The sequence below is a fragment of the Streptomyces sp. NBC_01241 genome (genome assembly GCF_041435435.1).
In the GTDB taxonomy this organism is placed as follows: domain Bacteria; phylum Actinomycetota; class Actinomycetes; order Streptomycetales; family Streptomycetaceae; genus Streptomyces.
On sequence record NZ_CP108494.1, the window covers coordinates 2,256,359 to 2,282,274 of the forward strand.

The following is a 25,916-nucleotide window of genomic DNA, read 5'->3' on the forward strand; positions in this document are numbered from 1 at the left end:
CGCCTCCGTCAGGAGTCGGCACCCGGCCTGGCCACCAGTTCGATCTGATCCACCGCGTTGCACCAACGGCAGCGAACCGACTCGATGGTCTCACTGACCACCTCGCGCTCCTCGACGGTGGACTCCCCGGCCAGGTCGAGATGGACGTACTCGACGACCTTGGACGAGCGCGTCACGTCGAAGCGCGTGAGATTTCCGCAGAGCGTGCAACGCCAGCGGGTCCCGTCGGTCGGCTGGGGAACCGTCGTCATCGTGCGTCCTCTTTCGTCGAGCCTCGTGCCGTCTGCTTCAAGGATCTCGCGGTGCGCCGTCGAACTGCGGATGTCCTGCCGTAACCCTACGGCCTCGGTGCGTCCCCCGGACACGGCGAGGCGGTCTGTCCCGTTCCCTCCGCTTGCGTCATGCTCTGTTCATGATCGATCGGCGTGCCGCGGCCGGCAGACTGACCAGTGGACTCCTGCGGACTGTCACCTCGGGCGGACCGTCCGTGACCCACGCCCTGATCGCCCTGTGCTGCCTGGTCTTCCTGATCAGTCCGCTCTCCGGCTTCAATCCGTCCTACGGCAACGCCGACGCCCTGCTCGCCGCCCAGGCGGGGTACTTCGAACAATGGGGCGTGATCCCGAGCGAGCTGTGGGACGGCTCCGGACGCGCCCTGCTCACCCCGCTCACCGCCCTCTTCGTGCACGGCAGCTGGCTGCATCTGCTCGGCAACATGCTCTTCCTGTACGTGTTCGGGGTGATGACCGAGGAACGCATGGGCCGTACCGAGTTCACCTTCTTCTACGTCGCCTGCGGCTACCTCGCCCTGGTCGCCTACGCCGCCGCGCACGCCACGTCCGACGAGACGCTCGTCGGCGCGTCGGGGGCGATCTCGGCGGTGCTCGGGGCGTTCCTCTACCTGTTCCCCAGGGCCCGGGTCACGAGCCTGTTCCCGTTCCTCTTCTTCCTGCCGCTGCGCTTCCCCGCCTGGATCGTGCTGATCTTCTGGTTCGCCCTGCAGTGGCTGGCGGTCCAGCGCGCGGGCAGCGGAGGGCCGGGGGTGGCGTATCTGGCCCATGTGGTCGGCTTCGCCCTCGGCTTTCTCTACGCCTGGGGGCGTTACCGGCGTACGGATAGAGTGAAGTCACCAGCCAGGGCCACCGAGGGAGAAAGTCAGCCGTGATCACCGCGATCGTGCTCATCAAAACCAGCGTGGACCGGATTCCCGAGATCGCCGAAGCCATCGCCGCGCTGGACAGCGTCAGCGAGGTCTTCTCGGTCACTGGTACCTACGACCTGATCGCCATGGTCCGGGTGGCCAAGCACGACGACCTGGCGGACGTCATCCCGGGCCGGATCAGCAAGATCCCCGGCGTCGAGGCCACCGATACGCATGTGGCGTTCCGTACGTACTCGCAGCATGACCTGGAGGCCGCCTTCGCCATCGGCCTCGACGCGTAGGTGCGCCCCGCGTTACGGCGTAACACTTCGGAGGGGGACGGGCTCGGACGCCCGTCCCCCTCCTAGGTGCCCGTCAGAGCTTCGCTGCGCCCCGGTCCGGGACGCATCGGCCGTCCTCGGTGCGGTACTTCCACTGGGCGCCCTCGCTCACCAGCTCCTTGACCGCGCGGACGAAGCGCTCGATGTGCTCGTCCGGCGTACCGGCCCCGAAGCTCACGCGGATCGCGTTCAGTGACCGCTCGCCCGGCCCGGCCTCCGGCGCGCCGCACTCGCCGGCCTCCTGCGGGTCGCTGCCCAGCAGGGTGCGGACCAGCGGGTGTGCGCAGAACAGTCCGTCGCGGACCCCGATGCCGTACTCGGCGGAGAGCGCGGCGGCGAAGTGCGAGCTGTTCCAGCCCTCCACCACGAAGGAGATGACGCCGACCCGCGGGGCGTCGTCGCCGAACAGCGAGAGCACCTTGACCTCGGGGACCTCGGCGAGACCGGTCCGGACCGCGGTGACGAGGTGCTGCTCCCGGGCGACCAGGTTGTCGAAGCCGGCCTCGGTGAGCGCCTTGCAGGCGGAGGCGATGGAGTACACGCCGATGACGTTGGGGGAACCGGCCTCGTGCCGGGCCGCGGTGGTGTGCCACTCGACGTCCACACCGCCGTCGCCGCGCCGGGCGACCCTGCGCGAGGCGCCGCCGCCGGCCAGGTACGGCTCGGCGTCCCGCAGCCAGTCGGCCCGGCCCGCGAGCACGCCGGAGCCGAACGGCGCGTACAGCTTGTGCCCGGAGAAGGCGATCCAGTCGACGTCCAGGTCCGTGATGTCGACGGGGTGGTGCGGGGCGAGCTGCGCGGCATCCAGCACGATCCGGGCACCGTGCGCGTGCGCGGCAGCCGCCAGCTCCTTGACCGGCCACAGCTCACCGGTGACGTTGGAGGCCCCGGTGACACAGACCAGCGCGGGGCCGTAGGGGTCGCGGTCGGCGAGCGCCCGCTCCAGCGTCTCGACGGCCTGGGCCGGGGTGCGCGGGGCGTTCAGGTAGGTCACCTGGGCGTCGCGCCAGGGCAGCAGCGAGGCGTGGTGCTCAGTCTCGTACACGAAGACCTGGCAGTCGGCGGGGACGACGGCGGCCAGCAGGTTCAGGGAGTCGGTGGTCGACCGGGTGAAGATCACCTGGTCCTCGGCGCGGCATCCGAGGAACTCCGCGACCGTCGCGCGGCTGTTCTCGAAGAGGTCCGTGGAGAGCTGCGAAAGGTACCCGGCACCGCGGTGGACGCTGCCGTAGTACGGGGCGTACGCGGCGACGTCGTCCCAGACCCGCTGCAACGCCGGGGCGCTGGCGGCGTAGTCGAGAGCGGCGTACGTGACCTCGCCACCCGTGACGAGCGGAACCGATACATCCTTACCCAGAACCGGCAGAGGGGTACAAAGCGACTGGTCGGCGGCAGCGGCGAAGACAGACATGGCGAACTCCCGTAACAGGCAGGCGAATCGCGTACGCCGGCGGATACGCGGCAGCGCAGCGGAAAGAGAAAAAGGGGGTGCGGAGGAGGGCCGAGAAGCCCTATCGCATTCGCTTGCTCACAAGAGACTCCCTAGGGACCAGGACCCCGGGGGCTGGCATTCACAGATGCCGAGGGGCCCGCGCTTGCCGCAGACCTCGCTGCCTACGGCCTGGTCTTCACCCGGGGCACCCCGCCACGGACGGAGGGTTGCCGGACAGCGGGCCGGGGCCGTAGTCGCTGTCACTCATGACCTGCGCAGCATCTTGCCATACGTCCGTCGGCGCGCAAGGCGCGGTCCAGGATCCGGACCGCACCCCGCGTCACCTTCCGTCCGTTCAGAGGCTGTCGGGCGACCGGAGGTCGTCCGACAGCCTCTCAGGCGTTGCTGACCGCCACCCAGCGCTCCAGTGCCTGCCGGGCCGCTCCCGAGTCGATGGACTCGGCGGCCTTCTCGATCCCGGCGGCGATCTGCTCGTTGAGCCTGCCGTCCGTCGGGTCCAGGGCCACCAGTGCCGCCGCGGAGTTGAGCAGCACGGCCTCCCGCGCCGGCCCGTGCTCGCCCGCCAGCACCCGGCGGGCCACGTCCGCGTTGTACGAGGGGTCGCCACCGCGCAGCGCCTGTGGCGGCACCAGTTCCAGACCGACGTCGCGCGGGTCGAACGCCTCCTCGCGCACCGATCCGTCCCGGACCACCCAGACGCGTGACGTCGCGGTCGTCGTCAGCTCGTCCAGGCCGTCGTCACCGCGGAAGACCAGCGCCGAATTGCCGCGCTCGGCGAGGACACCGGCGACGATGGGCGCCATCCGCAGATCGGCGACGCCGATGGCCTGCGAGCGCACCTTCGCCGGGTTGGTGAGCGGCCCCAGGATGTTGAACGTCGTCGGGGCACCGAGTTCCTTGCGGGCCCTGGCCACGTAGCGCAGAGCGGGGTGGAACTTCACCGCGAAGCAGAGGGTGATGCCCGCTTCCTCGGCGACTTCGACGACCCGCTGCGCACTGAGCTCCAGGTTGACGCCGAGTCTCTCCAGCACGTCGGAGGAACCGCTCGCCGACGAGGAGGCGCGGTTGCCGTGCTTGACGACCTTGGCGCCGGTGCCCGCGATGACGATCGCCGACATCGTGGAGATGTTGACCGTCTTGGCGAGGTCGCCGCCGGTGCCGACGATGTCGACGGTACGACCGGGTACGTGGATGGTGTGGGCGTGCTCGTACATCGCGCGCACCAGGCCGGACACCTCGCCGACCGTCTCGCCCTTGGCCCGCAGGGCCACCGCGAAACCGGCGATCTGCACATCGCTCGCCTCACCGCTCATGATGCGGTCCATCGCCCACGCGGTGTCGTCCGCGGTCAGGTTCTCGCCACGCAGCAGCGGGTTCAGCAGGCCGGGCCAGGAACGGTCCGCCACGCTGTCGCCGCCGACCGGGGTCACAACGTTCATGGTCCGCTCCTGGGGTCCACAGCCGATAAAGGGGATAGCCCCCACCCTATCGAGGGCCGGGGACAGCGAAGAGCCCCGTCCATCGGATGGACGGGGCTCCTGCTGTGGCGATCAGTTCAGGCGATCAGTGGTGACCGTGGCCGCTGGTGATCTCCTTGTACTCCTCGACGGTGGGCTTGGCGATCTGGTTGTCCTCGCCGTAGTACCCCTTGCTGAGCTTGGCACGCAGCTTCTGCAGGGCGGACACCTTGCGCTCGACACCGTTCTCGTCGACCGTCGGGCCGATCTCGACCGGCTTGTACTGCTCGTGCGCGGTGAGCGTGTGCAGCTGCTCGGGGCCGAGCGGCTCGTGGATCTCGACGAACTCACCGTGCGGCAGGCGCTTGATCATGCCGGACTCACGCCCGTGCAGCACCTTCTCCTTGTCACGGCGCTGGAGGCCGAGGCAGATCCGCCGAGTGGCGATGAACGCGAGGACCGGTCCCACGAAGATGAAGATCCGGATGAACCAGGAGATGGCGTTCAGCGACAGGTGGAAGTGCGTGGCCCACAGGTCGTTGCCACCGCCGATGAAGACGATGACGTACTCGGTGATCCAGGCGACGCCGAAGGCCGTCCGGGTCGGGGCGTTGCGCGGGCGGTCCAGGATGTGGTGCTCGCGCTTGTCCCCGCTGATCCAGGACTCGATGAACGGGTAGACCGCGATGACCGCGAGCACCAGCCCGAAGACCATCAGCGGGATGAACACACCCAGGACGAGCGTGTGACCCCAGAGGTTGATCTCCCAGCCGGGCATCACTCGGATCAGACCCTCGGCGAAGCCCATGTACCAGTCGGGCTGGGCGCCGGTGGACACCTGGTCCGGGCGGTACGGGCCGATGGCCCAGATCGGGTTGATCGAGGCGATGGCCGCGATGATGGCGATGATGCCGAAGACCAGGAAGAAGAAGCCACCGGCCTTCGCCATGTACACCGGCAGCAGCGGCATGCCGACGACGTTCTTGTTGGTGCGGCCGGGACCCGCGAACTGCGTGTGCTTGTGGTAGAAGACCAGGATCAGGTGCGCCACCAGCAGGCCGAGCATGATGCCCGGCAGCAGCAGGATGTGGATCGAGTAGAACCGGGCGACGAAGTCGTGGCCGGGGAACTCGCCGCCGAACAGGAACATCGAGATGTACGTGCCGACGACCGGCATCGACAGGATCGCGCCCTGGGTGAAGCGGACACCCGTACCGGACAGCAGGTCGTCCGGGAGCGAGTAGCCGGTGAAGCCGGTGAACATACCCAGCACGAACAGCAGGAAGCCGAACAGCCAGTTGATCTCACGCGGCTTGCGGAACGCACCCGTGAAGAAGACGCGCATCATGTGCACGAACATGCCGGCCAGGAAGATCAGCGCGGCCCAGTGGTGGATCTGGCGAACCAGCAGGCCACCGCGGACGTCGAAGCTGATGTCCAGTGTCGAGGCGTAGGCCTCGGACATCTTGATGCCCTGCATCGGCTCGTACGAGCCGTGGTACACGACCTCGTTCATGCTCGGGTGGAAGAACAGCGTCAGATACACACCCGTGAGGATGATGATGATGAAGCTGTAGAGGGCGATCTCACCGAGCATGAAGGACCAGTGGTCCGGGAAGATCTTGCGCATGTTGGCCTTGGCCAGGGAGTAGATCCCGAGCCGGCCGTCCGCCCAGTCGGCCACCCGCTCGCCGGCGGGCGCCTTGCGATTGCCCGGTGCGGCGGCACCGGGTGTGTTCGTGGTCGCAGTACTCATCCGCGCTCCCAGAATGCAGGACCGACGGGCTCTTCGAAGTCACCGAGCGCCTCGAGGTTGCCCTCGCTGTTCACGCCGATCCGCAGCTGCGGAAGGGCATGACCGGCCGGACCGAAGATGACGCGGGCGCCGTCGGAGAGGTCGAAGGTGGACTGGTGGCACGGGCAGAGCACGTGGTGCGTCTGCTGCTCGTACAGGCTGATCGGGCAGCCGACGTGGGTGCAGATCTTGGAGAAGGCCACGATGCCCTCGTGGGCCCACTCGCGCTCGCGCTTGTCCTTGATGTTCTTCGGCTCGATGCGGATGATCATCAGCGCGGCCTTGGCGATCTGGTTCTGGAAGTCCTCCGCTTCCTCCGTCAGCCCCTCGGGCATGGCGAAGGTCAGCGAACCGACGGCGACGTCCTCGGGACGCAGCGGCAGCATCGTGTTCATGTTGATGAGCTGCTTGCCCTTGGCCCACAGGGTGTTGCGGAGCTTCTTCTCCGGCAGCGGACCGAGGTCGCGCAGCAGCACCACACCGGAGAGCGGCACCAGGGCCAGCGCGCCGAACATGGTGTTGCGGATCAGCTTGCGCCGACCGAGCGCGGACTCCTGGGCACCTGCCGCGAAGTCGGCGAGAACCTTCGCCTTGACCTCGGGCTCGGCCTGGATGGCGTGCCGGTCGTCGGCGACCTCCACGTCGGACATCAGGGTGCGCGCCCAGTGGACGGCACCTGCGCCGATCGCGAAGAGGGCCACGCCCAGGGTCAGACCCAGGGAGAAGTTGAGCGCGCTCACATGGCCGAAGGGCCAGATGTACACGATCTTGTCGACCGGGAAGATGACGTAGGAGGCGATGAAGCCGACCGTCGCCAGCATGGACAGCGTGAACATGAGCGCGACGGTGCGCTCGGAGCGCTTCGCGGCACGTTCGTCGATGTCCTGGATGCGCGGCTTGTGGGCCGGCAGCCCCGGGTCGGCGAACGGGTCGTCCGCGACCGCTACCGCGCCGTGCGCGTGGTCCTGCTCAGCGGGCAGGTTCTCGTCTGGAATCTCTTGGCTACTCATGACTTCTTGGCCTTAGCGGTGTGGGCCGCGACCCAAATGGCAAGTGCGATCAGGGCGCCGAGCCCGAAGATCCAGGCGAACAAGCCTTCGCTGACCGGCCCCAGGCCGCCCAGCGAGAGACCGCCCGGGTTCTCGGTCTGGCCGCTGTTCACGGTCTGGACGTAGGCGATGATGTCGCGCTTCTGCTGCTCGGGCATCGTCGTGTCCGGGAAGGACGGCATGGCCTGCGGGCCGGTCTGCATGGCCTCGTACATGTGCTTCGGGTCCACGCCTTCGAGGCTGGGCGCGTACTTGCCGTTCGTCAGCGCACCGCCCTGACCGGTGAAGTTGTGGCACTGCGCGCAGTTGGTACGGAACAGTTCGCCACCCTTGGCGATGTCCGCGCCGGCAGGGTTGACCTGGCTCTTGGTCGGAACGATCGGACCGGCGCCGAGCGACGCGACGTACGCCGCGAGCTGGTCGATCTCGGCCTGGCTGTAGATGACCTTCTTCTTCGGTACCTGGGCACCCGGCTGCTGCGCCGGCATGCGGCCCGTGCCGACCTGGAAGTCCACGGCGGCAGAGCCCACGCCCACCAGGCTCGGCCCGTCGGTGGTGCCCTGACCGCCGATTCCGTGGCAGCTGGCGCAACCGACGGAGTACAGCTTCTTGCCCTCGTCGATGGCGAGGGACTGGGCGGTTTCGTCGGCCTGCGCCTTACTCGCGGGCGCAAACGCGGCGTACAGCCCCCCGGTAGCCGCCAGCGCGAGGAGTAGTACGACGACCGCCGCCAACGGATGGCGTCGTCGTGCGGAGAGCTTTTTCACGGATTACCCCGGTGTCAGGATCTTCTGCGTCGATGCTGGATGTGGTTCGGGTTCGAGCCCGGTTACTTGATCATGTAGATCGTGGCGAAGAGGCCGATCCACACGACATCGACGAAGTGCCAGTAATAGGACACGACGATGGCTGCGGTGGCCTGTTCGTGGGTGAACCTCTTGGCTGCGTATGTCCTGCCCAGAACGAGCAGGAAGGCGATGAGACCGCCTGTCACGTGCAGCCCGTGGAAGCCGGTCGTCAGGTAGAACACCGAGCCGTACGGGTCGGAGGACAACGAGAGGCCGTCCACCTTCACCAGCTCGGTGTACTCGAAGATCTGGCCTCCGATGAAGATCGCACCCATCACGAAAGTGATCACGAACCAAGTACGGAGCTTCTTCACATCGCCCCGCTCCGCGGCAAAGACGCCGAGCTGGCAGGTGAGTGAGGAGAGCACCAGGATCGTGGTGTTCGTCGCAGAGAACGGGAAGTTCAGGGCCGAAGCCATTTCCTTCCAGTGCGCTGGTCCCATCACCGATCGCAGGGTGAAGTACATCGCGAAGAGGGCCGCGAAGAACATCAGCTCGGAACTCAACCAGATGATGGTTCCGACGCTGGTGAGGTTCGGTCGATTGACCGACGGGTGCGCGTGCCCGGTTTCTACTGTCGTTGCTGTCGCCACGCTCGACATTATGTCGGTCCCTTATCCCGCCCTCACCCCGGGGGGTGCTGTTCGGTGTGTCAACAGGGTGTGCCTTCCCCGAACGGCCCATGAATCCGCTGTCCCGGGCGGTGCTGACAGCCCATCGGGCGGAGTACGATCCGCGCATCGGTTCATGCCCGGCAAGCCCCGAAGACACAGATGTCACGGAGGAACAATGCAGCCGACCGCCACGGTCCTGGTCTACAGCGACGACGCCAACACCCGTGAGCAGGTGAGGCTGGCAGCCGGGCGCAGGCCCGCGGCCGATGTGCCACCGGTGGAGTTCCTGGAGTGCGCCACGCTGCCCGCCGTCCTGGAGGCGCTGGACAACGGCGGCATCGATGTCTGCGTCCTGGACGGCGAGACCGCCCCGGCGGGCGGCATGGGCGTCTGCCGGCAGATCAAGGACGAGATCTTCCAGTGCCCGCCGGTACTGCTGCTCATGGGACGCCCCCAGGACGCCTGGCTGGCCACCTGGAGCGGCGCGGACGCCGCGGTGACCCTTCCGGTCGAACCGGTCGAGTTCGCCGCCGCCCTGGCCGCCCTGCTGCGCAGCAGGGACTGCGTGGACGCCTGACGCGCGCCGCGGCCCTGTCCGCGGTTGTGCCGAGGGGCAGCGCACTCCCGGGGCCGGTCAGACCTCGGGGCGCAGTCGCGCCGCCTGGATCGTCTCCGTGCGGTCCGGCGCGTCGCTCTTCTGCAGGGCGCTGCCCTTCTGCCATTTCGCCCAGGACAGGTTCCAGTCGCCGAAGCCGTTGTCGAACGGCGTCATCGTCTCGCCCTGGCTGCCGACGACCTGGACGATGTCGCCCGTGTGCACGGTGTTGAAGAACCACTCGGCCAGGCTGGTGCTCATGCCCGTGCAGCCGTGGCTGACGTTCGCGTACCCCTGCGATCCGGTGGACCAGGGGGCCGCGTGCACGTACTCGCCGCTCCAGGTGACCCGGGTCGCGTAGTAGACCATCAGGTCGTACCCGTCGGACGAGTCCTGCGAGATGCCGATCGTCTCACCGCGCATGCGTACGGCGTACTCCTTGCTCAGCACGACCTTGACGCCGTTTCTGGTGGCGAAGCCGGGCTTGCCGGTGGTCACCGGAATGGTGTTGATCACTTTCCCGTTGCGCTTGACCGTCATCGTGTGCGCGGCGGCGTTGGTGATGGCCTCGATGCGGTCGCCCGTGGTGAGCTTCAGCGCCTTCGCGGGTGCTCCGTACAGGTTGTCGCTGACCTTGATGCCTTCCAGGCCGCTGGTGACCTGGATGGTGGCTCCGGCGGGCCAGTAGTCCTTGGGGCGGTAGTGCAGCGTCTTGTCGTCGACCCAGTACCAGGAACCGGTCACGGCGGGCTTGGAGCGGACGGTCAGGGCGCGCTCCACGGTGGCCCTGGACGCCTTGTCCTTGACCGGAGCGCTGAGTTGCGCCGTGATGGGCTGTCCTACGCCGTAGGTGCCCGACTGAGGGCCGAACTCGACCTTCAGGAGCTTCTTGGCCCGGACGGAGGCGGTCTCGAACGAGAGCGTACGGCCGCCCGGGTCGCCGTCGCCGTCCTCCATGCTGACCTGGACGGTGTAGCGGGTGCCGGCGGCGAGCGGGGAGGTGGAGTGCCAGCGTCTCCCGTCGGCGTCCAGTTCGCCCGCCAGATGGCGTCCGGTCGTGTCCGTGGCCGTCACGTCCGTGATCCGGCCGTCGTCGTCCTCGACGTTGACTTCGAGCGGCTTGTCGGGGTCGGTCTTCTCGTCCCCCGCGGGAACGTTGGCGGAGATCTCGTCCGTCGCGTCGTACGGTTTCGCCGCGAGCGGGTGGCCGTCGGACCCCCCACAGGCGGTCACACCTGCGACCAGGGTCATGACCAGCAGGGTGCTGCTGACTACGGGGCTGAAGCGCGGTGTGTGGCTCATGAACACACGCTAAGGAAGTTCATCCTTATAAGCGCGCGATGTGACTGCAAACGGGGGACCCGTACTTCTTTTGGTGGAGAAGTACGGGCCCCCCGTCAGGTGGAGCGGTGACGCGAGGTCACTGGGTGCGGTTCTCACCGCGGTAGTACTCGAAGACCCAGCCGAACAGGCCGATCAGGATCGCCGGGATCGCGTAGTAGAACAGCCACCAGCCGAAGACGATGCCCAGGAAGGCGAGGGCGCCGCCGAGGGCCAGTGAGAGCGGCTGCCAGCTGTGCGGGGAGAAGAACCCCACCTCGCCGGCCTCGTCCGCGACGTCGGCTTCCTTGTTGTCCTGAGCCATGGCGTCGACCCGCTGCGCCGTGAAGGCCAGGTAGAAGCCGATCATGACGCTCAGGCCGAAGGCCAGGAAGAGCGCGGTGGTACCGACCGGCTCCTTCGACCACACGCCGTACGTGACGGCCAGGGCGACGAAGAAAACGCTCAGCCAGAGGAACAGCTTGCCCTGGATCTTCACTTGCCGGCCTCCTTGCCACCAGTGAGCGCCTTGTCAGCCTCGGAGTGGGGCTCCAGCAGCTCGAGCGCCGCGATCTCCGGGTGATGCAGGTCGAACGCCGGGGATTCGGAACGGATCCGCGGCAGGGTGAGGAAGTTGTGCCGCGGCGGCGGGCAGGACGTCGCCCACTCCAGCGAACGGCCGTAGCCCCACGGGTCGTCGACCTCGATCTTCTTGCCGTACTTGGCGGTCTTCCACACGTTGTAGAAGAACGGCAGCATCGACAGGCCGAGCAGGAACGAGGAGATCGTCGAGATCGTGTTCAGCGCGGTGAAGCCGTCCGCGGCGAGGTAGTCCGCGTAACGACGCGGCATGCCCTCGGCACCCAGCCAGTGCTGCACCAGGAACGTGCCGTGGAATCCCACGAACAGCGTCCAGAACGTGATCTTGCCGAGCCGCTCGTCCAGCATCTTGCCGGTGAACTTCGGCCACCAGAAGTGGAACCCGGAGAACATCGCGAAGACCACGGTGCCGAAGACGACGTAGTGGAAGTGCGCGACGACGAAGTACGAGTCCGAGACGTGGAAGTCCATCGGGGGCGACGCCAGGATGACACCGGTCAGACCACCGAAGGTGAAGGTGATCAGGAAGCCGACGGCCCAGAGCATCGGTGTCTCGAAGGACAACGACCCCTTCCACATCGTGCCGATCCAGTTGAAGAACTTCACACCGGTCGGTACCGCGATGAGGAAGGTCATGAACGAGAAGAACGGCAACAGCACACCGCCGGTGACGTACATGTGGTGCGCCCACACGGTCACGGAGAGGCCTGCGATGGCGATCGTCGCGGCGATCAGACCGATGTAGCCGAACATCGGCTTGCGGCTGAACACCGGAATCACTTCGGAAATGATTCCGAAGAATGGCAAGGCGATGATGTACACCTCTGGATGGCCGAAGAACCAGAAGAGGTGTTGCCAGAGCAAGGCGCCGCCATTGGCCGCGTCGAACACATGCGCACCGAACTTGCGGTCGACCTCCAGCGCGAAGAGCGCGGCGGCGAGGACCGGGAAGGCCAGCAGGACCAGTACAGCGGTCAGCAGTACGTTCCAGACGAAGATCGGCATGCGGAACATCGTCATGCCGGGGGCGCGCATGCAGATGATCGTGGTGATGAAGTTGACCGAACCGAGGATCGTGCCGAAGCCGGAGAAGGCCAGACCCATGATCCACATGTCGGCGCCGATGCCCGGCGAACGGACCGCGTCGGTCAGCGGGGAGTAGGCGAACCAGCCGAAGTCCGCCGCGCCCTGCGGGGTGAGAAAGCCTGCCACCGCGATGAGCGAACCGAAGAGGTACAGCCAGTACGCGAACATGTTCAGCCGCGGGAACGCCACATCGGGCGCGCCGATCTGCAGCGGCATGATCCAGTTCGCGAATCCGGCGAACAGCGGCGTCGCGAACATCAGCAGCATGATCGTGCCGTGCATCGTGAACGCCTGGTTGAACTGCTCGTTCGACATGATCTGCGTGCCGGGACGGGCCAGTTCGGCGCGCATGATGAGCGCCATCAGACCGCCGATGCAGAAGAACGCGAACGATGTGACCAGGTACATCGTGCCGATCGTCTTGTGGTCAGTGGTGGTCAGCCACTTGATGACGACGTTTCCCGGCTGCTTGCGCCGGACCGGCAGCTCGTCCTCGTACGAGTCGTCTGCTGCCGCGGCACCCTGAGGTTCGTTGAGGATGCTCACAGTTTGTTCGTCTCCGCATTCCTGGCCGGGTCAGTCTGCGCGATGCCGGCCGGCACGTAGCCCGTCTGGCCCTTCTTCGCCAGCTCCTTGAGGTGCGCCTGGTAGCGCTCCGGGGAGACGACCTTGACGTTGAAGAGCATCCGGGAGTGGTCGACGCCGCAGAGCTCGGCGCACTTGCCCATGAAGGTGCCCTCCTGGTTGGGAGTCACCTCGAAGGCGTTGGTGTGGCCCGGAATGACGTCCTGCTTCATGAGGAACGGCACCACCCAGAAGGAGTGGATGACGTCACGGGAAGTCAGAACGAAGCGGACCTTCTCGCCCTTCGGCAGCCACAGGGTCGGACCCGGGTTGCCGTTCTGCGGGTTCCGGGTTCCCGGAATGCCGAAGTCGTAGACGCCCTCCGCACCCTTGGGGAAGTCATCCCGGAACCTGTCCGGGATGGCGTCCAGTTCCTTGGGGATCTTGCTGCCCGTGGCGGCGTTGCCGTCCACGTTCTCGATGTAGTTGAACCCCCAGCTCCACTGGTAGCCGACCACATTGATGGTGTGGGCGGGCTTCGGGGAGAGCGAGAGGAGCTTCGATTCATCGCGCGCGGTGAAGTAGAACAACACCGAGACGATGATCAGAGGGACCACGGTGTACAGCGCCTCGATGGGCATGTTGTACCTGGTCTGCGGAGGAACCTGGACCTTGGTGCGGCTGCGCCGGTGGAAGATGACGCTCCACAGGATCAGGCCCCAGACCAGCACGCCCGTGGCGAGCGCTGCCGCCCACGAGCCCTGCCAGAGGGAAAGGATCCGTGGTGCCTCTTCCGTTACCGGCGTAGGCATACCAAGGCGGGGGAAGTCCTTATATGTGCAACCGGTTGCGGTCGCCAGGATCAGGCCCGCAGTCAGCACCTGCGGCAGCTTCCGCCGCATCGGGCGCCGCGACGAGCGGTCGGAGCCGTTGGGACTCACGTAGCGCCTTCCCGAGAGTCTCGCCCGCGCGGTCGGCGCGGCCGTGTCTCTGGTCGGTCGCCGCCCTGACGCGGGCAGGGGTTTGGATGTTTATGCGGACCAAACCCTACTGGACGCCATTTGGGGCCGCGCGGGGAGGGTGCCCAACGCGCCGTCCGACTCCCCGAAGGGGTGGAATACGGGCCTCCGGCCGCCATCTGACGCCCCCTCTCCTGCCTGTGCGGGCGGCCCGTCCACAGGCCCGGGCCCCGGGCGGGCTAGCGTGGATGTGTGCCCTACTTCGACGCCGCTTCCTCCGCTCCCCTGCACCCCGTCGCCCGTCAGGCGCTGCTTGCCGCGCTGGACGAGGGGTGGGCCGACCCGGCCAGGCTCTACCGCGAGGGGCGGCGGGCCCGCCTCTTGCTGGACGCGGCCCGGGAGGCCGCCGCGGAGGCCGTCGGGTGCCGTCCGGACGAGCTCACATTCACTCCTTCGGGGACATGGGCGGTGCACTCCGGAATTTCCGGAGCTCTCGCGGGGCGTCGGCGTGTCGGCCGCCACCTGGCCGTCTCCGCGGTCGAGCACTCGTCGGTACTCCATGCGGCGGCCGCCCATGAGGCGCAGGGCGGATCGGTCTCAAAGGTCGCGGTGGACCGGTCGGGGGCGGTGAGCGCGGCGGGGTACGCGGACGCGCTGCGCGAGGACACCGCGCTGGCCTGTCTGCAGTCCGCCAATCACGAGGTCGGCACCGAGCAGCCGGTGGCCGAGGTGGCGGAGGTCTGCCGGGCGGCGGGGGTGCCGCTGCTGGTGGATGCCGCGCAGTCGCTGGGCTGGGGGCCGGTGCCGGACGGCTGGTCGCTGCTGGCGGCCAGCGCGCACAAGTGGGGCGGGCCCTCGGGGGTCGGGCTGCTGGCGGTACGCAAGGGGGTGCGGTTCGCGGTTCAAGGACCGGCCGACGACCGGGAGTCCGGGCGGGCCGCGGGGTTCGAGAACCTTCCGGCGATCGTGGCCGCGGCGGCATCGCTGCGGGCGGTGCGGGCACAGGCGGCGGCCGAGTCCGTACGGCTGCGGGCCCTGGTGGACCGCATCAGGGCCCGGGTGCCCGAGCTGGTGCCGGATGTGGAGGTGGTCGGCGATCCGGTGCGGCGGCTGCCGCATCTGGTGACCTTCTCCTGTCTCTATGTCGATGGGGAGACACTGCTCCATGAGCTGGACCGGGCGGAATTCTCCGTCTCGTCCGGTTCCTCCTGCACCAGCAGCACGCTGATTCCGAGCCATGTGCTCAAGGCGATGGGGGTGCTGTCGGAGGGGAACGTACGGGTGTCGCTGCCGGCCGGCACGGCGGACGAGGACGTCGACCGCTTCCTGGACGTGCTGCCCCGGGTGGTGGCGGAGGTACGGGAGAGGCTGGGCGCGCCCGTACCGGCACCGCCCTCGCCCGTCGCGGCCGCGTCCCTGGTGGTCGATGCCCTCGGGAAGCGGTGCCCGATCCCGGTGATCGAGCTCGCGAAGGTGATCGGGGAGGTGCCGCCGGGCGGGACGGTGACCGTGCTCTCCGACGACGAGGCGGCCCGGCTGGACATTCCGGCCTGGTGCGCGATGCGTGAGCAGGAGTACGTGGGCGAGGAGCCGGCGGACCGCGGCTCGGCCTATGTGGTCCGCCGGCTGACCTGAGGTGCCGCGGGATCAGCCCAGGTGCGCGCGGACCTCGGCGGCGGCGTCGTGGCCGTACGCCTTGGTGAAGCGGTCCATGAAGTGAGCGCGGCGCAGGGTGTACTCCTGGGTGCCGACGGTCTCGATGACCAGCGTGGCGAGCATGCAGCCGACCTGGGCGGCGCGCTCCAGGCCGACGCCCCAGGCGAGACCGGAGAGGAATCCGGCGCGGAAGGCGTCGCCGACACCGGTCGGGTCGGCCTTGAGCTCCTCCTCCGGGCAGCCGACCTCGATCGGTTCCTGGCCGACCCGCTCGATCCGGACACCGCGGGCACCGAGCGTGGTGACCCGGTGGCCGACCTTGGCCAGGATCTCCTCGTCGGTCCAGCCGGTCTTGGACTCGATGAGCCCCTTCTCGTACTCGTTGGAGAAGAGGTACATGGCGCCGTCGAGGAGGATCCGGATCTCGTCGCCGTCCATCCGGGCGATCTGCTGCGAGAAGTCCGCGGCGAACGGGATGCCCCGGGTGCGGCACTCCTCGGTGTGGCGGAGCATCCCCTCGGGGTCGTCGGCGCCGATCGAGACGAGGTCGAGGCCGCCGACCCGGTCGGCGACGGCCTTCAGCTCGATGAGGCGGGCCTCACTCATCGCACCCGTGTAGAAGGAGCCGATCTGGTTGTGGTCGGCGTCCGTCGTGCAGACGAAGCGGGCGGTGTGCAGGACCTCGGAGATCCGGACCGATCCCGTGTCGACGCCGTGGCGGTCGAGCCAGGCGCGATACTCGTCGAAATCGGCGCCCGCGGCACCGACCAGGATCGGGCTGGTGCCCAGCAGGCCCATGCCGAAGCAGATATTGGCGGCAACACCGCCCCGGCGCACGTCGAGATTGTCGACCAGGAAGGAGAGCGAGACCGTGTGCAGCTGATCCGCGACCAGCTGGTCGGCGAAACGGCCGGGGAAGGTCATGAGGTGGTCGGTGGCGATGGAGCCGGTGACTGCGATTCGCACGGGGAGACTGCTCCTGCGGAGATCGAAGGGAACGGGTGACTGTGTTCCCTGGGCGGCGTGACAGTCCACGCTACCTCTCCCCGCACTCACCCCGAAGGGGTGAAAACTACCCGATAGTAGGTCTTTCTTCCCGGGGTGCGTGGTGCCTACGGTGCCGTTATGTCGAACCACAGCGCTACGCGCGAGTCCGAGATCAGCCTGGCCGAGCTGCGCGGTGACTGCGCGCGGATGGCTCCGCACTGGGTGGTCCCCGCGAAATCCGCCCCCGCTCGCATCGCGCCGTCCCTGATCCACGGTGTGACGGTGCCGGCCGCCTCCGCCCGGCTGATCGACGCCATGTCCGAGTACGGCGACTGAGAACGGCACCGATCGCCTCCGGCGCCCCCTGAAGGGAACCGAGCGCTCCTGTGCCCCGTCCCACGGTTGTCCCCGAACCTGTGGGACGGACGGCAGGCCGGGTGAGGCCTGTGACGGCAACGCAGGCAAAGGAGCGGATCCGGTGAGCACCGAGCGACCCGACAACGACGTGACGAGCCCCCGGCGGCGTTCTCCGCTCGCCGTGGCTTCGGTGGTGGCTGCCGTCCTGCTGGCCGGGGGCGGCGGCGCGTACTGGGCCGCGACCGCGGCGGACGGCGACGGCAGGAGCGGCGACAGTACGGCGGGCAGCGGGAAGCCCGCCCCTCCCCCACTGGCCCTGGACGGGCGCGTGGACGGCCCGGCGACGCCCGGCGGGTCCTCGTCGGACGGCGCACCGGGCATCGCGCCGGGCGAACCCGACCCGAACGGCGGCCGGACGGTCTACCGCGCGTCCGGCGAGCTGCCCGAGGGGCCGCGTACGGCGGCAGTGCAGCGCGCGGAGGGGACCGTTTCCGCGGCGCAGGTGGCCCGGCTGGCGAAGGCGCTGGGCCTGGAGGGCACGCCGCGGACGGAGGGCACGTCCTGGAAGGTGGGGTCCGACGGGGACGGCTCGGGCCCGGTCCTGCGGGTGAACAAGCAGGCTCCCGGCACCTGGAGTTTCGCCCGGTACGGCTCCGGCGGTACGGACAACTGCGAGGGCATCGCGGCCTGTTCGGACCGGAAGGCGGACCCGGACGGCAGCGGCTCCCCGGCGAGCGAGAGCGCCGCCAGGGCTGCCGCGACGCCGGTCCTGAAGGCGGTGGGCCAGGACGACGCCGCGCTCGACGCCCGCCAACTCATGGGTTCGGTACGGGTGGTGAACGCCGACCCGCAGGTGGACGGCCTTCCCACCTACGGCTGGTCGACCGGCATCCAGATCGGTCCGGACGGTGAAGTGGTCGGCGGCAGCGGCCAGTTGAAGGCACCGGCGGAGGGGGACAGCTATCCGGTGATCAGTGCGGGGGAGGCGCTGAAGCAGCTGAACGGGTCGGCGTCCCGGACGGACGGGCGCGCGGACATCGGTGGCTGCGCCGATCCCGTACCGCTGCAGGATGGCTTGAAATCGCCTGGGGTCCACTGCGGGACGCGGACCGGCGCGGAGCCGACGACGACCACCGTAACGGTCGACAAGGCGGTGTTCGGACTGACGAGTCAGTACGTGGCGGGCAAGCGGACGCTCGTACCGTCCTGGCTCTTCTCGGTGCGGCCGGCCGCGCCCGGCGTGGGCAGCACCGTGTCGCAGGTCGCCGTGGACCCCGCGTACCTGACGAAGGACGCACCGTCGACGACCCCGCCCCCAGGGGACGCGGAGAAGTCCTCGCGGCAGGTCCTGTCGTACAGCACCGACGGACGGATCCTGTCGGTGACGTTCTGGGGCGGGGTGTGCAGCACGTACGCGGCGAGCACGACCGAGGACGGGAATTCGGTGCGGGTGACGGTGACGGAGTCGAAGCAGGCCGGCAAGAAGGTCTGCATCATGATCGCCAAGGAGCTGACCCGGACGGTGACGCTGGACGCGCCGCTCGGTGACCGGAGGGTGGTCGACGCGGCGTCGGGCGGCACCGTGCCCCGCGCCTGACGCGCGCCCGCGCATACGACGACGGTGGCGGTCCCGGATTCCGGGCCGCCACCGTTCGTTCTGCCGGTTCCGTCAGGTTTTAGCTGAAGGAGTCGCCGCAGGCGCAGGAGCCCGTGGCATTCGGGTTGTCGATCGTGAAGCCCTGCTTCTCGATGGTGTCGACGAAGTCGATGGAGGCGCCGCCCAGGTACGGAGCGCTCATCCGGTCGGTGACGACCTTGACGCCGCCGAAGTCCTTCACGACGTCACCGTCGAGGGAACGCTCATCGAAGAAGAGCTGGTAGCGCAGGCCCGAACAGCCGCCGGGCTGGACGGCGACGCGCAGCGCCAGGTCATCACGGCCTTCCTGCTCCAGCAGGCCCTTGACCTTGGCTGCGGCGGCGTCGGACAGGAGGATGCCGTCGCTCACGGTGGTGGTCTCGTCCGATACGGACATCTGCTTCTCTCCCGGGTTGTACGGAGACTGCTTGCCGACGTTGCAACCGACGGGACCGCGGATTCATTCCGGGCCGAGCGCTTGCCTGTTCCATTCATGCTCGCACACCGGCCACCCGGCGGTATGCGTCACATCGACACTATGGACATCGTCAAAGTGACGTGAACCGGATATGATAGATAACGTCAATTCGACGAAAAGGCTTTCCGCAGAAAAGAAAGGGTGCGTGACGTGACCACGGCCCACCCCGTCCAGGATCTCGACGTCCAGCCGACGCCCCTCGCCCTCCTCCTGCTCGGCCGCGAGGCCGACCCGAAGAGCGAGCGCGGCGTCGAGTGTCCCGGCGACCTGCCCTCCCCGTCCGACCCGGACCTGGTGGAGCGCGCCCGCGCGGCCAAGGAGAAGCTCGGGGACAAGGTATTCGTCCTCGGCCACCACTACCAGCGCGACGAGGTCATCCAGTTCGCGGACGTCACCGGCGACTCCTTCAAGCTCGCCCGGGAAGCGGCGGCGCGCCCGGAGGCGGAGTACATCGTCTTCTGCGGCGTGCACTTCATGGCCGAGTCCGCGGACATCCTGACCACCGACGACCAGAAGGTCGTGCTGCCGGACCTGGCGGCGGGCTGCTCGATGGCCGACATGGCCACCGCCGAGCAGGTCGCCGAGTGCTGGGACGTGCTGACCGACGCCGGGGTCGCCGAGCAGGTCGTCCCCGTCTCGTACATGAACTCCTCCGCCGACATCAAGGCTTTCACCGGCCGGCACGGCGGCACGATCTGCACCTCGTCCAACGCGAAGCGGGCGCTGGAGTGGGCGTTCGAGCAGCGGGAGCCCTCTGCGGGCAAGGTGCTCTTCCTGCCCGACCAGCACCTGGGCCGGAACACCGCGGTCCGGGACATGGGGATGACCCTGGAGGACTGCGTCCTCTACAACCCGCACAAGCCGAACGGCGGCCTCACCGCCGAGGAGCTGCGCAACGCCAAGATGATCCTGTGGCGCGGGCACTGCTCGGTGCACGGGCGCTTCTCGGTCGACTCCGTCAATGAGGTGCGCGAGCGCATTCCGGGCGTCAATGTGCTGGTGCACCCGGAGTGCAAGCACGAGGTCGTGGCGGCGGCGGACTACGTCGGCTCGACGGAGTACATCATCAAGGCCCTGGAGGCGGCGCCGGCCGGCTCGAAGTGGGCGATCGGCACCGAGCTGAACCTGGTACGCCGCCTGGCGAACCGGTTCGCGGCCGAGGACAAGGAGATCGTCTTCCTCGACAAGACGGTGTGCTTCTGCTCGACGATGAACCGGATCGACCTGCCGCACCTGGTGTGGGCCCTGGAGTCGCTGGCCGAGGGGAACCTGGTCAACCGGATCGAGGTCGATCCGGAGACGGAGAAGTACGCGAAGCTGGCGCTGGAGCGGATGCTGGCGCTGCCGTAGGGGGTTCGGCGGGGGCGGTGGTGGGGCGCCTGCGGCGGGCCTGTTCCCCGCCCCGTCCCTTCCCGTAACGGGGGCTCAGCCCCGGCCCCCGCGCCTCGAACGCCGACGGGCTGAGCAGCGGACCAACGGAGAAGGCCCCGGCACCGAACCACGGTGCCGGGGCCTTCCGTCTGCCGGGTCAGGCCTTTGCGGGCTCCGGCTCCTCGACGGTGGCGTCCACCGCCTCGTCCGGCGTCGGCATACCCGCCTTCTTCGCCCGCTTGATGGCCTTCTTCTTCGCGCGGCGCTCCTTGCGGAGCTCCACCATCGCGTAGAGCGTCGGCACGAGCAGCAGGGTCAGCAGGGTCGAGGTGACCAGGCCGCCGATCACCACGACGGCGAGCGGCTGCGAGATGAAGCCGCCCTCGCCGGTGACGCCGAGCGCCATCGGGAGCAGCGCGAAGATCGTCGCCAGGGCGGTCATCAGGATCGGGCGGAGCCGGTGACGGCCGCCCTCGATGACCGCTTCGACGACTCCCATGCCCTGCGTCCGGTACTGGTTGATCAGGTCGATCAGCACGATCGCGTTGGTGACCACGATGCCGATCAGCATCAGCATGCCGATCATCGCCGGTACGCCCATCGGCGTGCCGGTGACCAGGAGCAGACCGAGCGCGCCGGTTGCCGCGAACGGGATGGAGACCAGCAGGATCAGCGGCTGGATCAGCGACCGGAAGGTCGCCACCAGCAGCATGAAGACGATCGCGATCGCGGCCAGCATGGCCAGGCCGAGCTTCAGGAACGCGTCGTTCTGGTCCTCGGAGACACCGCCGATGGTGGCGGTGGCGCCGTCCGGGAGCTTCAGGGCGTTGATCTTCGTCTGCAGCGCGGCGCTGACCGCACCGGTGTTGTCACCGGTGGGCCTGGCGGTGATGGTCGCGGCGCGCTGACCGTCGATCCGGGTCATCGAGACCGGTCCGGGGACCAGCTCGACGTCGGCGATCGAGCCGAGCTTGACCGGGCCGAGCGAGAGGTCCTTCAGCTCGGCCATCGTGGTCGCCGGGTGGGCGGACTTGATGACGACGTCACGCTCGGTGTCGTCCATGATCGCCTTGCCGGACGGGGTGCCGTGCACCGCTCCGGCGACGGCCGCGCCGAGCGTGGCCTGGTCGAAGCCGGCGTCCGCGGCCTTGGCGTTGGCCTTGACCGAGATCCGCGGGATGCTCTGCGCCAGGTCGCTCTGGACGTCGGTGACATCCTTCAGCTTGGCCACCTCGGCCCGCACCTCTTCGGACGCCTTCTTCAGGACGTCCGCGTCAGCGGCCTTGACCACGACGCTGAGGTCCTGGCTGCCGAAACCGCCGCCCGCGGAGATGGTGGTGTCACCGATGTCGTCGAGCTTGCCGAACTCCGCTTCGAGGCGCTTCTGCACGGCCTCGGAATCACCCGCGTCCTTCAGGGTGATCTGGTACGAGGCCTGGTTGGAGCCCGTACCGCCGCCGAAGGCCGCCATGAAGCCGGAGGAGCCGACGGTGACCTGGTAGTCCTTGACACCCTTGTCGCCGACGAGGACCTTCTCGACCTTCTTGGCCGCCTCGTCGGCGGCCGCCAGGCTGGTGCCGGGGGTCAGCTCCTGCTTGACGGAGAGGACTTCCTGCTCGCCCTGGTCGAAGAAGTTGGTCTTCAGCAGCGGGGCCATGCCGAAGGTGCCGAGCAGCACCACGACGGCGATGACGATGCTGGTGATCCTGCGCCGGGTCGCGAAGCGCAGCACCGGAACGTACAGCCGCTGGAGCCGGCTGCGGGCCTCCTTCTCCTCGGCCTTGCGACGGGCCTCGTCCGGGTTCTCCGCGCTGCCCTTCGGGGCGCGCAGGAACCAGTACGACAGGACGGGCACGACGGTCAGCGAGACCAGCAGGGAGGCCAGCAGGGCCGCGGTGATGGTCAGCGAGAACGAGCCGAAGAGCTCGCCGACCATGCCGCCGACGAGGCCGATCGGCAGGAAGACGGCGACCGTGGTGAGGGTCGAGGAGGTGACCGCGCCGGCCACTTCCTTCACCGCGGTGATGATCGCCGACTGGCGCTCCTCGCCGTAACCGAGGTGCCGCTTGATGTTCTCCAGGACGACGATCGAGTCGTCGACGACGCGGCCGATCGCGATGGTCAGCGCGCCGAGCGTGAGCATGTTGAGCGACAGGTCGCGGGTCCAGAGCACGATCAGCGCGAGGACCACGGAGAGCGGGATGGAGACCGCGGTGACCAGGGTCGAGCGCAGCGAGGCGAGGAAGACCAGGATCACGATGACCGCGAAGAGCAGACCCAGCGCACCCTCGGTGGTCAGACCGGAGATCGCCTTGGAGACGGCGGGGCCCTGGTCGGAGACGACGGTCAGTTCGGCGCCGGCGCCGAGGTCCTTGCGGAGGTCGGGGAGCTTGTCCTTGACCGCGTTCGAGATGGCGACGGCACTGCCGTCCTTGTCCATCGTGGCCATCACGGCGAGGCTCGGCTTGCCGTTGGTACGGGTGATGGAGACCGCGGTGGACGGCTCCTGCTTCACCGTGGCGACGTCACCGATCCGGACCGGCTTGCCGGTCTTGCCCGTCGCCGGGTCCTTCGCGGCGACCCGCAGGTCCTCGATCTGCTTCAGCGAGGTGAAAGCGCCACCGACCTGGACGGTGCGGCTCTTGCCCGACTCGGAGAAGGAACCGGCGGGGACGGTCGCGCCGCCCGACTTGAGCGCCTCGGAGAGCGTCATGGTGTTCAGGCCGGCCGCGGCGAGCTTCTTGTCGTCGGGCGTGATGGAGACCTGGAGGTCCTGCACGCCGTTGACGGAGACCTGGCCGACGCCGTCGATGTCCTCCAGTGCGGGGACGACGGTGCGGTCCAGCTGGTCGGCCAGCGCCTGCTGGTCCTTGTCGGAGGTGACGGCGAGGACGACGGTCGGCATGTCGTCCGTCGAGCCGGCGACGACCTGCGGGTCCACGCCGTCGGGAAGCTGGACGCGGGCGCGGTTCACCGCCTGCTGGATGTCGGCGACGAGCTGCTTGGTGCCCTCGCTGCCGAAGTCGAAGGACGCCATGATGACGGCGTTGCCCTCGCTGGCGGTCGAGGTGACGCCGGTGACCCCGTCGACGGCCTTGATGGAGTTTTCGAGCGGCTCGACGACCTGCTTCTCCACCACATCGGGCGACGCACCCTGGTAGGGGGCGAGCACCGACACCATCGGGAGTTCGATGGTGGGCAGCAGCTGCTGCTTGAGCTGCGGGATCGCGATCGCTCCGAATACGAGGGCGACGATCGAGATCAGTCCGATCAGGGCCCTTTGCGCGAGGCTGAATCTGGACAGCCAGGACATGGGTGGGTCTCTCTTCTGTGGCTTAAGCGGCAGATGGGCGGGTAGCTGGGGACAGACCCGGCCCAGCTATACGATCACCCATCCGCAAGGCCGGAAGCGTCGGCCCAAGGTCGCTTTCTTACGCCGCGCATACCGCAGGTGGAGTACGCCGAATCTCCACCCGTCACTCCACCCTGGGGCGCACCAGGCCCGATTCGTACGCAATGACCACCAATTGCGCCCGGTCCCGCGCGCCGAGCTTCGCCATCGCCCTGTTCACATGCGTCTTGACGGTGAGCGGGCTGACGGCGAGCCGTTCGGCGATCTCGTCGTTGGAGTGGCCGCCCGCGACCAGGACCAGCACCTCGCGCTCGCGGCCGGTGAGCGCGTCGAGCCGCGCGGAGTGCTCGGCGGCGCCCAGCCCGGCGCCGCCCGAACTGCCGCCCTGCGCAAGGAAGGTGGCGATCAGCCCCTTGGTCGCGGCGGGCGAGAGCAGCGCCTCGCCGCCCGCGGCGATCCGGATGGCGTTGAGGAGTTCCTCCGGTTCCGCCCCTTTTCCGAGGAAGCCGGACGCCCCGGCCCGCAACGACTGCACCACGTACTCGTCCACCTCGAAGGTGGTGAGCATGACGACCCGCACGTCCGCCAGTTCGGGATCGGCGCTGATCATGCGGGTCGCGGCAAGTCCATCCGTACCGGGCATCCGGATGTCCATCAGCACCACGTCGGCGCGGGTCGACCGGGCGAGCTCCACGGCCTGTGCGCCGTCCGCCGCCTCGCCGACCACCTCCATGTCGGCCTCCGAGTCGACCAGCACCCGGAACGCGCTGCGCAGCAGCGCCTGGTCGTCGACGAGCAGCACCTTGATGGGCGGTGTCATGCGTTCTCCCCCGTCCGGTCCGCCGCGCCCGGCTCCTCGGGCTCTGCCGTACGGGCCTTGACGGGCAGGATCGCATGGACCCGGAACCCGCCCCCGTAGCGGGGGCCCGCGGTGAGGGAGCCGCCGAGTGCGGTGACGCGTTCGCGCATGCCGAGGAGGCCGTGGCCGCCGCCGTCCCCGTTGTGGCCGCCCCCGCCCGAGCCGTTGTCGATGACGGTGATCTCGGCGGTGGCCCCGACCCGTACGACGCTCACTTCGGCCTTCGCGCCGGGGCCCGCGTGCTTGCGCACATTGGTCAGCGCCTCCTGGATCACCCGGTACGCGGCCAGGTCGACGGCCGCGGGCAACGGGGGCCGCCGGTCGGTGCAGGCCACCTCGACCGGGAGCCCGGCCCGCCGGACGGTGTCCACCAGTTCGTCGAGGACGGCGAGCCCCGGCGCCGGTTCGGTCGGCGCCTCCGGGTCGCCGGACTGGCGCAACAGCCCAACGGTGGCCCGCAGTTCGTTGAGCGCGGAGCGGCTGGCCTCCCGGACGTGGGCCAGTGCCTCCTTGGCCTGGTCGGGGCGCTTGTCCATGACGTGGGCGGCCACCCCAGCCTGGACGTTGACCAGGGCGATGTGGTGGGCGACGACATCGTGCAGATCGCGGGCGATCCGCAGCCGCTCCTCGGCGACCCGGCGCCGGGCCTCCTCGTCGCGGGTGCGCTCGGCCCGTTCGGCGCGCTCCCTGATCGCGTCGACGAAGGCGCGCCTGGAGCGGACGGCGTCCCCCGCCGCGCCGGCCATGCCGGTCCAGGCGAAGACGCCGAAGTTCTCCTGGCTGTACCAGGGCGCCCAACCGAAGAACATCGCGGCGGCCGTCAGCACGGCCATGGTCAGCAGCCCGACCCGCCAGGTGGTGGACCGGTCGGTGCGGGCGGCGACCGTGTAGAGCGCGATGACGGTGCTCATCACCACGGGCGCGGGCGGGTCGAATCCCACCAGCTCGACGACCGTCAGCCCGGCGGTGGCCGCGAGCACCGCCATGGGATTGCGCCGCCGCCAGATGAGCGCCACGGCACCGAGCACCATCAGGAGCACGCTGCCCGCCTCGGGAGCGCGGGTACCGAAGGAGGGCCCGTTCGGCACGCCCGGGTGGACGAACGAACCGATCGTCATGGCCACGAGTACGGCCAGGGCGAGCGCGGAATCCAGCGCGAGGGGATGGTCGCGCAGCCAGTGCCGGACGCGCAGAACCCCGGTTCCGAGGGTGGTCACGTCAAGCTACGTTACGGCGTGTCGCGCGGCAATCGGTCCGAGTCGTACGGAGAAATCGGTCGTAGCGGTCGTACCGGCAGTACTAGCCGTGCCGGCAGGACCGGCAGGACCAGCAGGACCAGCAGGACCGGCCGCACCGGTCGCACCGGTGACTCGGAGAAGCGCTCAAGCGCGGGGACAC

The 25,916-nt window shown here is 68.6% G+C and carries 23 protein-coding genes and 1 riboswitch; of the genes, 7 read left to right on the top strand and 16 right to left on the bottom strand.

The window, feature by feature from the left end; all coding sequences use genetic code 11:
* Window positions 1–8: 8 nt before the first annotated feature.
* The gene (locus OG306_RS09795) at window positions 9–251 is read right to left on the bottom strand and encodes a hypothetical protein (protein WP_266745708.1); all 243 of its coding nucleotides are present in this window, start codon (window positions 249–251) and stop codon (window positions 9–11) included.
* 161 nt (window positions 252–412) lie between these two features.
* Here OG306_RS09795 and OG306_RS09800 point away from each other — a divergent pair, with 161 nt between their 5' ends.
* On the top strand, window positions 413–1,165 hold the full coding sequence (locus OG306_RS09800) for a rhomboid family intramembrane serine protease (RefSeq protein ID WP_266745709.1): 753 nt from the start codon (window positions 413–415) through the stop codon (window positions 1,163–1,165).
* Window positions 1,162–1,443: an Lrp/AsnC family transcriptional regulator gene (locus OG306_RS09805; RefSeq protein ID WP_093543818.1), complete on the top strand. Its 282-nt coding sequence runs from the start codon at window positions 1,162–1,164 to the stop codon at window positions 1,441–1,443. Before OG306_RS09800 ends, OG306_RS09805 begins: the two co-directional genes overlap by 4 nt.
* Before the next feature lie 73 nt (window positions 1,444–1,516).
* On the opposite strand, the gene OG306_RS09810 is transcribed toward OG306_RS09805, so the two are convergent.
* From OG306_RS09810 to ctaE, 6 genes are all read right to left on the bottom strand, one after another.
* On the bottom strand, window positions 1,517–2,893 hold the full coding sequence (locus OG306_RS09810) for an aminotransferase class V-fold PLP-dependent enzyme (protein ID WP_266745710.1): 1,377 nt from the start codon (window positions 2,891–2,893) through the stop codon (window positions 1,517–1,519).
* Between the two features lie 175 nt (window positions 2,894–3,068).
* Window positions 3,069–3,186, bottom strand: a riboswitch (SAM riboswitch).
* Window positions 3,187–3,309: 123 nt separating this feature from the next.
* On the bottom strand, window positions 3,310–4,374 hold the full coding sequence (gene trpD / locus OG306_RS09815) for an anthranilate phosphoribosyltransferase (RefSeq protein ID WP_266745711.1): 1,065 nt from the start codon (window positions 4,372–4,374) through the stop codon (window positions 3,310–3,312).
* A 124-nt stretch (window positions 4,375–4,498) separates the two neighbouring features.
* Window positions 4,499–6,148, bottom strand: coding sequence for a cytochrome bc1 complex cytochrome b subunit (gene qcrB, locus OG306_RS09820; protein ID WP_266745712.1), 1,650 nt, complete (start codon window positions 6,146–6,148; stop codon window positions 4,499–4,501).
* Complete coding sequence (qcrA, locus tag OG306_RS09825; protein WP_266745713.1) at window positions 6,145–7,197, bottom strand: cytochrome bc1 complex Rieske iron-sulfur subunit; 1,053 nt, start codon at window positions 7,195–7,197, stop codon at window positions 6,145–6,147. The genes qcrB and qcrA overlap by 4 nt, the downstream gene beginning before the upstream one ends.
* The gene (qcrC, locus tag OG306_RS09830) at window positions 7,194–8,003 is read right to left on the bottom strand and encodes a cytochrome bc1 complex diheme cytochrome c subunit (RefSeq protein ID WP_266745714.1); all 810 of its coding nucleotides are present in this window, start codon (window positions 8,001–8,003) and stop codon (window positions 7,194–7,196) included. The genes qcrA and qcrC overlap by 4 nt, the downstream gene beginning before the upstream one ends.
* Window positions 8,004–8,065: 62 nt before the next feature.
* Window positions 8,066–8,686: an aa3-type cytochrome oxidase subunit III gene (ctaE, locus tag OG306_RS09835; protein WP_266745715.1), complete on the bottom strand. Its 621-nt coding sequence runs from the start codon at window positions 8,684–8,686 to the stop codon at window positions 8,066–8,068.
* Between the two features lie 187 nt (window positions 8,687–8,873).
* Between ctaE and OG306_RS09840 the strand changes: the two genes are divergently transcribed.
* The gene (locus OG306_RS09840) at window positions 8,874–9,275 is read left to right on the top strand and encodes a hypothetical protein (protein ID WP_266745716.1); all 402 of its coding nucleotides are present in this window, start codon (window positions 8,874–8,876) and stop codon (window positions 9,273–9,275) included.
* Window positions 9,276–9,332: 57 nt separating this feature from the next.
* Here the strand turns inward: OG306_RS09840 and OG306_RS09845 are convergent, their stop codons facing one another.
* The 4 genes from OG306_RS09845 to ctaC form a co-directional block, all read right to left on the bottom strand.
* Complete coding sequence (locus OG306_RS09845; RefSeq protein WP_266745717.1) at window positions 9,333–10,595, bottom strand: L,D-transpeptidase; 1,263 nt, start codon at window positions 10,593–10,595, stop codon at window positions 9,333–9,335.
* A 118-nt stretch (window positions 10,596–10,713) separates the two neighbouring features.
* A complete protein-coding gene (locus OG306_RS09850; RefSeq protein ID WP_266745718.1) occupies window positions 10,714–11,112 on the bottom strand; it encodes a cytochrome c oxidase subunit 4 in 399 nt (132 codons plus the stop codon).
* The gene (gene ctaD / locus OG306_RS09855; protein ID WP_266745719.1) at window positions 11,109–12,845 is read right to left on the bottom strand and encodes an aa3-type cytochrome oxidase subunit I; all 1,737 of its coding nucleotides are present in this window, start codon (window positions 12,843–12,845) and stop codon (window positions 11,109–11,111) included. The genes OG306_RS09850 and ctaD overlap by 4 nt, the downstream gene beginning before the upstream one ends.
* Window positions 12,842–13,804, bottom strand: a complete 963-nt coding sequence (gene ctaC, locus OG306_RS09860; protein WP_266745720.1) for an aa3-type cytochrome oxidase subunit II — start codon at window positions 13,802–13,804, stop codon at window positions 12,842–12,844. The genes ctaD and ctaC overlap by 4 nt, the downstream gene beginning before the upstream one ends.
* A gap of 270 nt (window positions 13,805–14,074) precedes the next feature.
* On the opposite strand from ctaC, the gene OG306_RS09865 reads away from it, so the two are divergent.
* The gene (locus OG306_RS09865; RefSeq protein WP_266745721.1) at window positions 14,075–15,457 is read left to right on the top strand and encodes a cysteine desulfurase/sulfurtransferase TusA family protein; all 1,383 of its coding nucleotides are present in this window, start codon (window positions 14,075–14,077) and stop codon (window positions 15,455–15,457) included.
* A 12-nt stretch (window positions 15,458–15,469) separates the two neighbouring features.
* Here the strand turns inward: OG306_RS09865 and OG306_RS09870 are convergent, their stop codons facing one another.
* Window positions 15,470–16,444, bottom strand: a complete 975-nt coding sequence (locus OG306_RS09870) for a carbohydrate kinase family protein (protein WP_266745722.1) — start codon at window positions 16,442–16,444, stop codon at window positions 15,470–15,472.
* 159 nt (window positions 16,445–16,603) lie between these two features.
* Between OG306_RS09870 and OG306_RS09875 the strand changes: the two genes are divergently transcribed.
* Window positions 16,604–16,801 carry a hypothetical protein gene (locus OG306_RS09875; RefSeq protein ID WP_266745723.1) on the top strand — a complete coding sequence of 66 codons (198 nt, stop codon included), beginning with the start codon at window positions 16,604–16,606 and terminating at the stop codon, window positions 16,799–16,801.
* A gap of 142 nt (window positions 16,802–16,943) precedes the next feature.
* Entirely contained in the window at window positions 16,944–18,419 is a 1,476-nt protein-coding gene (locus tag OG306_RS09880) for a hypothetical protein (protein ID WP_266745724.1), read from the top strand.
* 79 nt (window positions 18,420–18,498) lie between these two features.
* Here OG306_RS09880 and OG306_RS09885 read toward each other — a convergent pair whose 3' ends face one another.
* On the bottom strand, window positions 18,499–18,855 hold the full coding sequence (locus OG306_RS09885; RefSeq protein WP_107018256.1) for a HesB/IscA family protein: 357 nt from the start codon (window positions 18,853–18,855) through the stop codon (window positions 18,499–18,501).
* A gap of 222 nt (window positions 18,856–19,077) precedes the next feature.
* Here OG306_RS09885 and nadA point away from each other — a divergent pair, with 222 nt between their 5' ends.
* Window positions 19,078–20,286 carry a quinolinate synthase NadA gene (nadA, locus tag OG306_RS09890; RefSeq protein ID WP_266745725.1) on the top strand — a complete coding sequence of 403 codons (1,209 nt, stop codon included), beginning with the start codon at window positions 19,078–19,080 and terminating at the stop codon, window positions 20,284–20,286.
* A gap of 178 nt (window positions 20,287–20,464) precedes the next feature.
* Here nadA and OG306_RS09895 read toward each other — a convergent pair whose 3' ends face one another.
* From OG306_RS09895 to OG306_RS09905, 3 genes are all read right to left on the bottom strand, one after another.
* On the bottom strand, window positions 20,465–23,620 hold the full coding sequence (locus OG306_RS09895) for an efflux RND transporter permease subunit (protein ID WP_266745726.1): 3,156 nt from the start codon (window positions 23,618–23,620) through the stop codon (window positions 20,465–20,467).
* A 163-nt stretch (window positions 23,621–23,783) separates the two neighbouring features.
* Window positions 23,784–24,479, bottom strand: coding sequence for a response regulator (locus OG306_RS09900; protein ID WP_266745727.1), 696 nt, complete (start codon window positions 24,477–24,479; stop codon window positions 23,784–23,786).
* On the bottom strand, window positions 24,476–25,735 hold the full coding sequence (locus tag OG306_RS09905) for a sensor histidine kinase (RefSeq protein WP_266745728.1): 1,260 nt from the start codon (window positions 25,733–25,735) through the stop codon (window positions 24,476–24,478). The genes OG306_RS09900 and OG306_RS09905 overlap by 4 nt, the downstream gene beginning before the upstream one ends.
* Window positions 25,736–25,916 lie beyond the last annotated feature (181 nt).

Bases quoted from the DNA above. Each gene is read 5' to 3' on its own strand.
- OG306_RS09795 (WP_266745708.1), bottom strand. From the start codon at position 251: ATGACGACGGTTCCCCAGCCGACCGACGGGACCCGCTGGCGTTGCACG.
- OG306_RS09800 (WP_266745709.1), top strand. From the start codon at position 413: ATGATCGATCGGCGTGCCGCGGCCGGCAGACTGACCAGTGGACTCCTG.
- OG306_RS09810 (WP_266745710.1), bottom strand. From the start codon at position 2,893: ATGTCTGTCTTCGCCGCTGCCGCCGACCAGTCGCTTTGTACCCCTCTG.
- trpD (WP_266745711.1), bottom strand. From the start codon at position 4,374: ATGAACGTTGTGACCCCGGTCGGCGGCGACAGCGTGGCGGACCGTTCC.
- qcrB (WP_266745712.1), bottom strand. From the start codon at position 6,148: ATGAGTACTGCGACCACGAACACACCCGGTGCCGCCGCACCGGGCAAT.
- qcrA (WP_266745713.1), bottom strand. From the start codon at position 7,197: ATGAGTAGCCAAGAGATTCCAGACGAGAACCTGCCCGCTGAGCAGGAC.
- ctaE (WP_266745715.1), bottom strand. From the start codon at position 8,686: ATGTCGAGCGTGGCGACAGCAACGACAGTAGAAACCGGGCACGCGCAC.
- OG306_RS09840 (WP_266745716.1), top strand. From the start codon at position 8,874: ATGCAGCCGACCGCCACGGTCCTGGTCTACAGCGACGACGCCAACACC.
- OG306_RS09845 (WP_266745717.1), bottom strand. From the start codon at position 10,595: ATGAGCCACACACCGCGCTTCAGCCCCGTAGTCAGCAGCACCCTGCTG.
- OG306_RS09875 (WP_266745723.1), top strand. From the start codon at position 16,604: ATGTCGAACCACAGCGCTACGCGCGAGTCCGAGATCAGCCTGGCCGAG.
- OG306_RS09885 (WP_107018256.1), bottom strand. From the start codon at position 18,855: ATGTCCGTATCGGACGAGACCACCACCGTGAGCGACGGCATCCTCCTG.
- OG306_RS09895 (WP_266745726.1), bottom strand. From the start codon at position 23,620: ATGTCCTGGCTGTCCAGATTCAGCCTCGCGCAAAGGGCCCTGATCGGA.
- OG306_RS09900 (WP_266745727.1), bottom strand. From the start codon at position 24,479: ATGACACCGCCCATCAAGGTGCTGCTCGTCGACGACCAGGCGCTGCTG.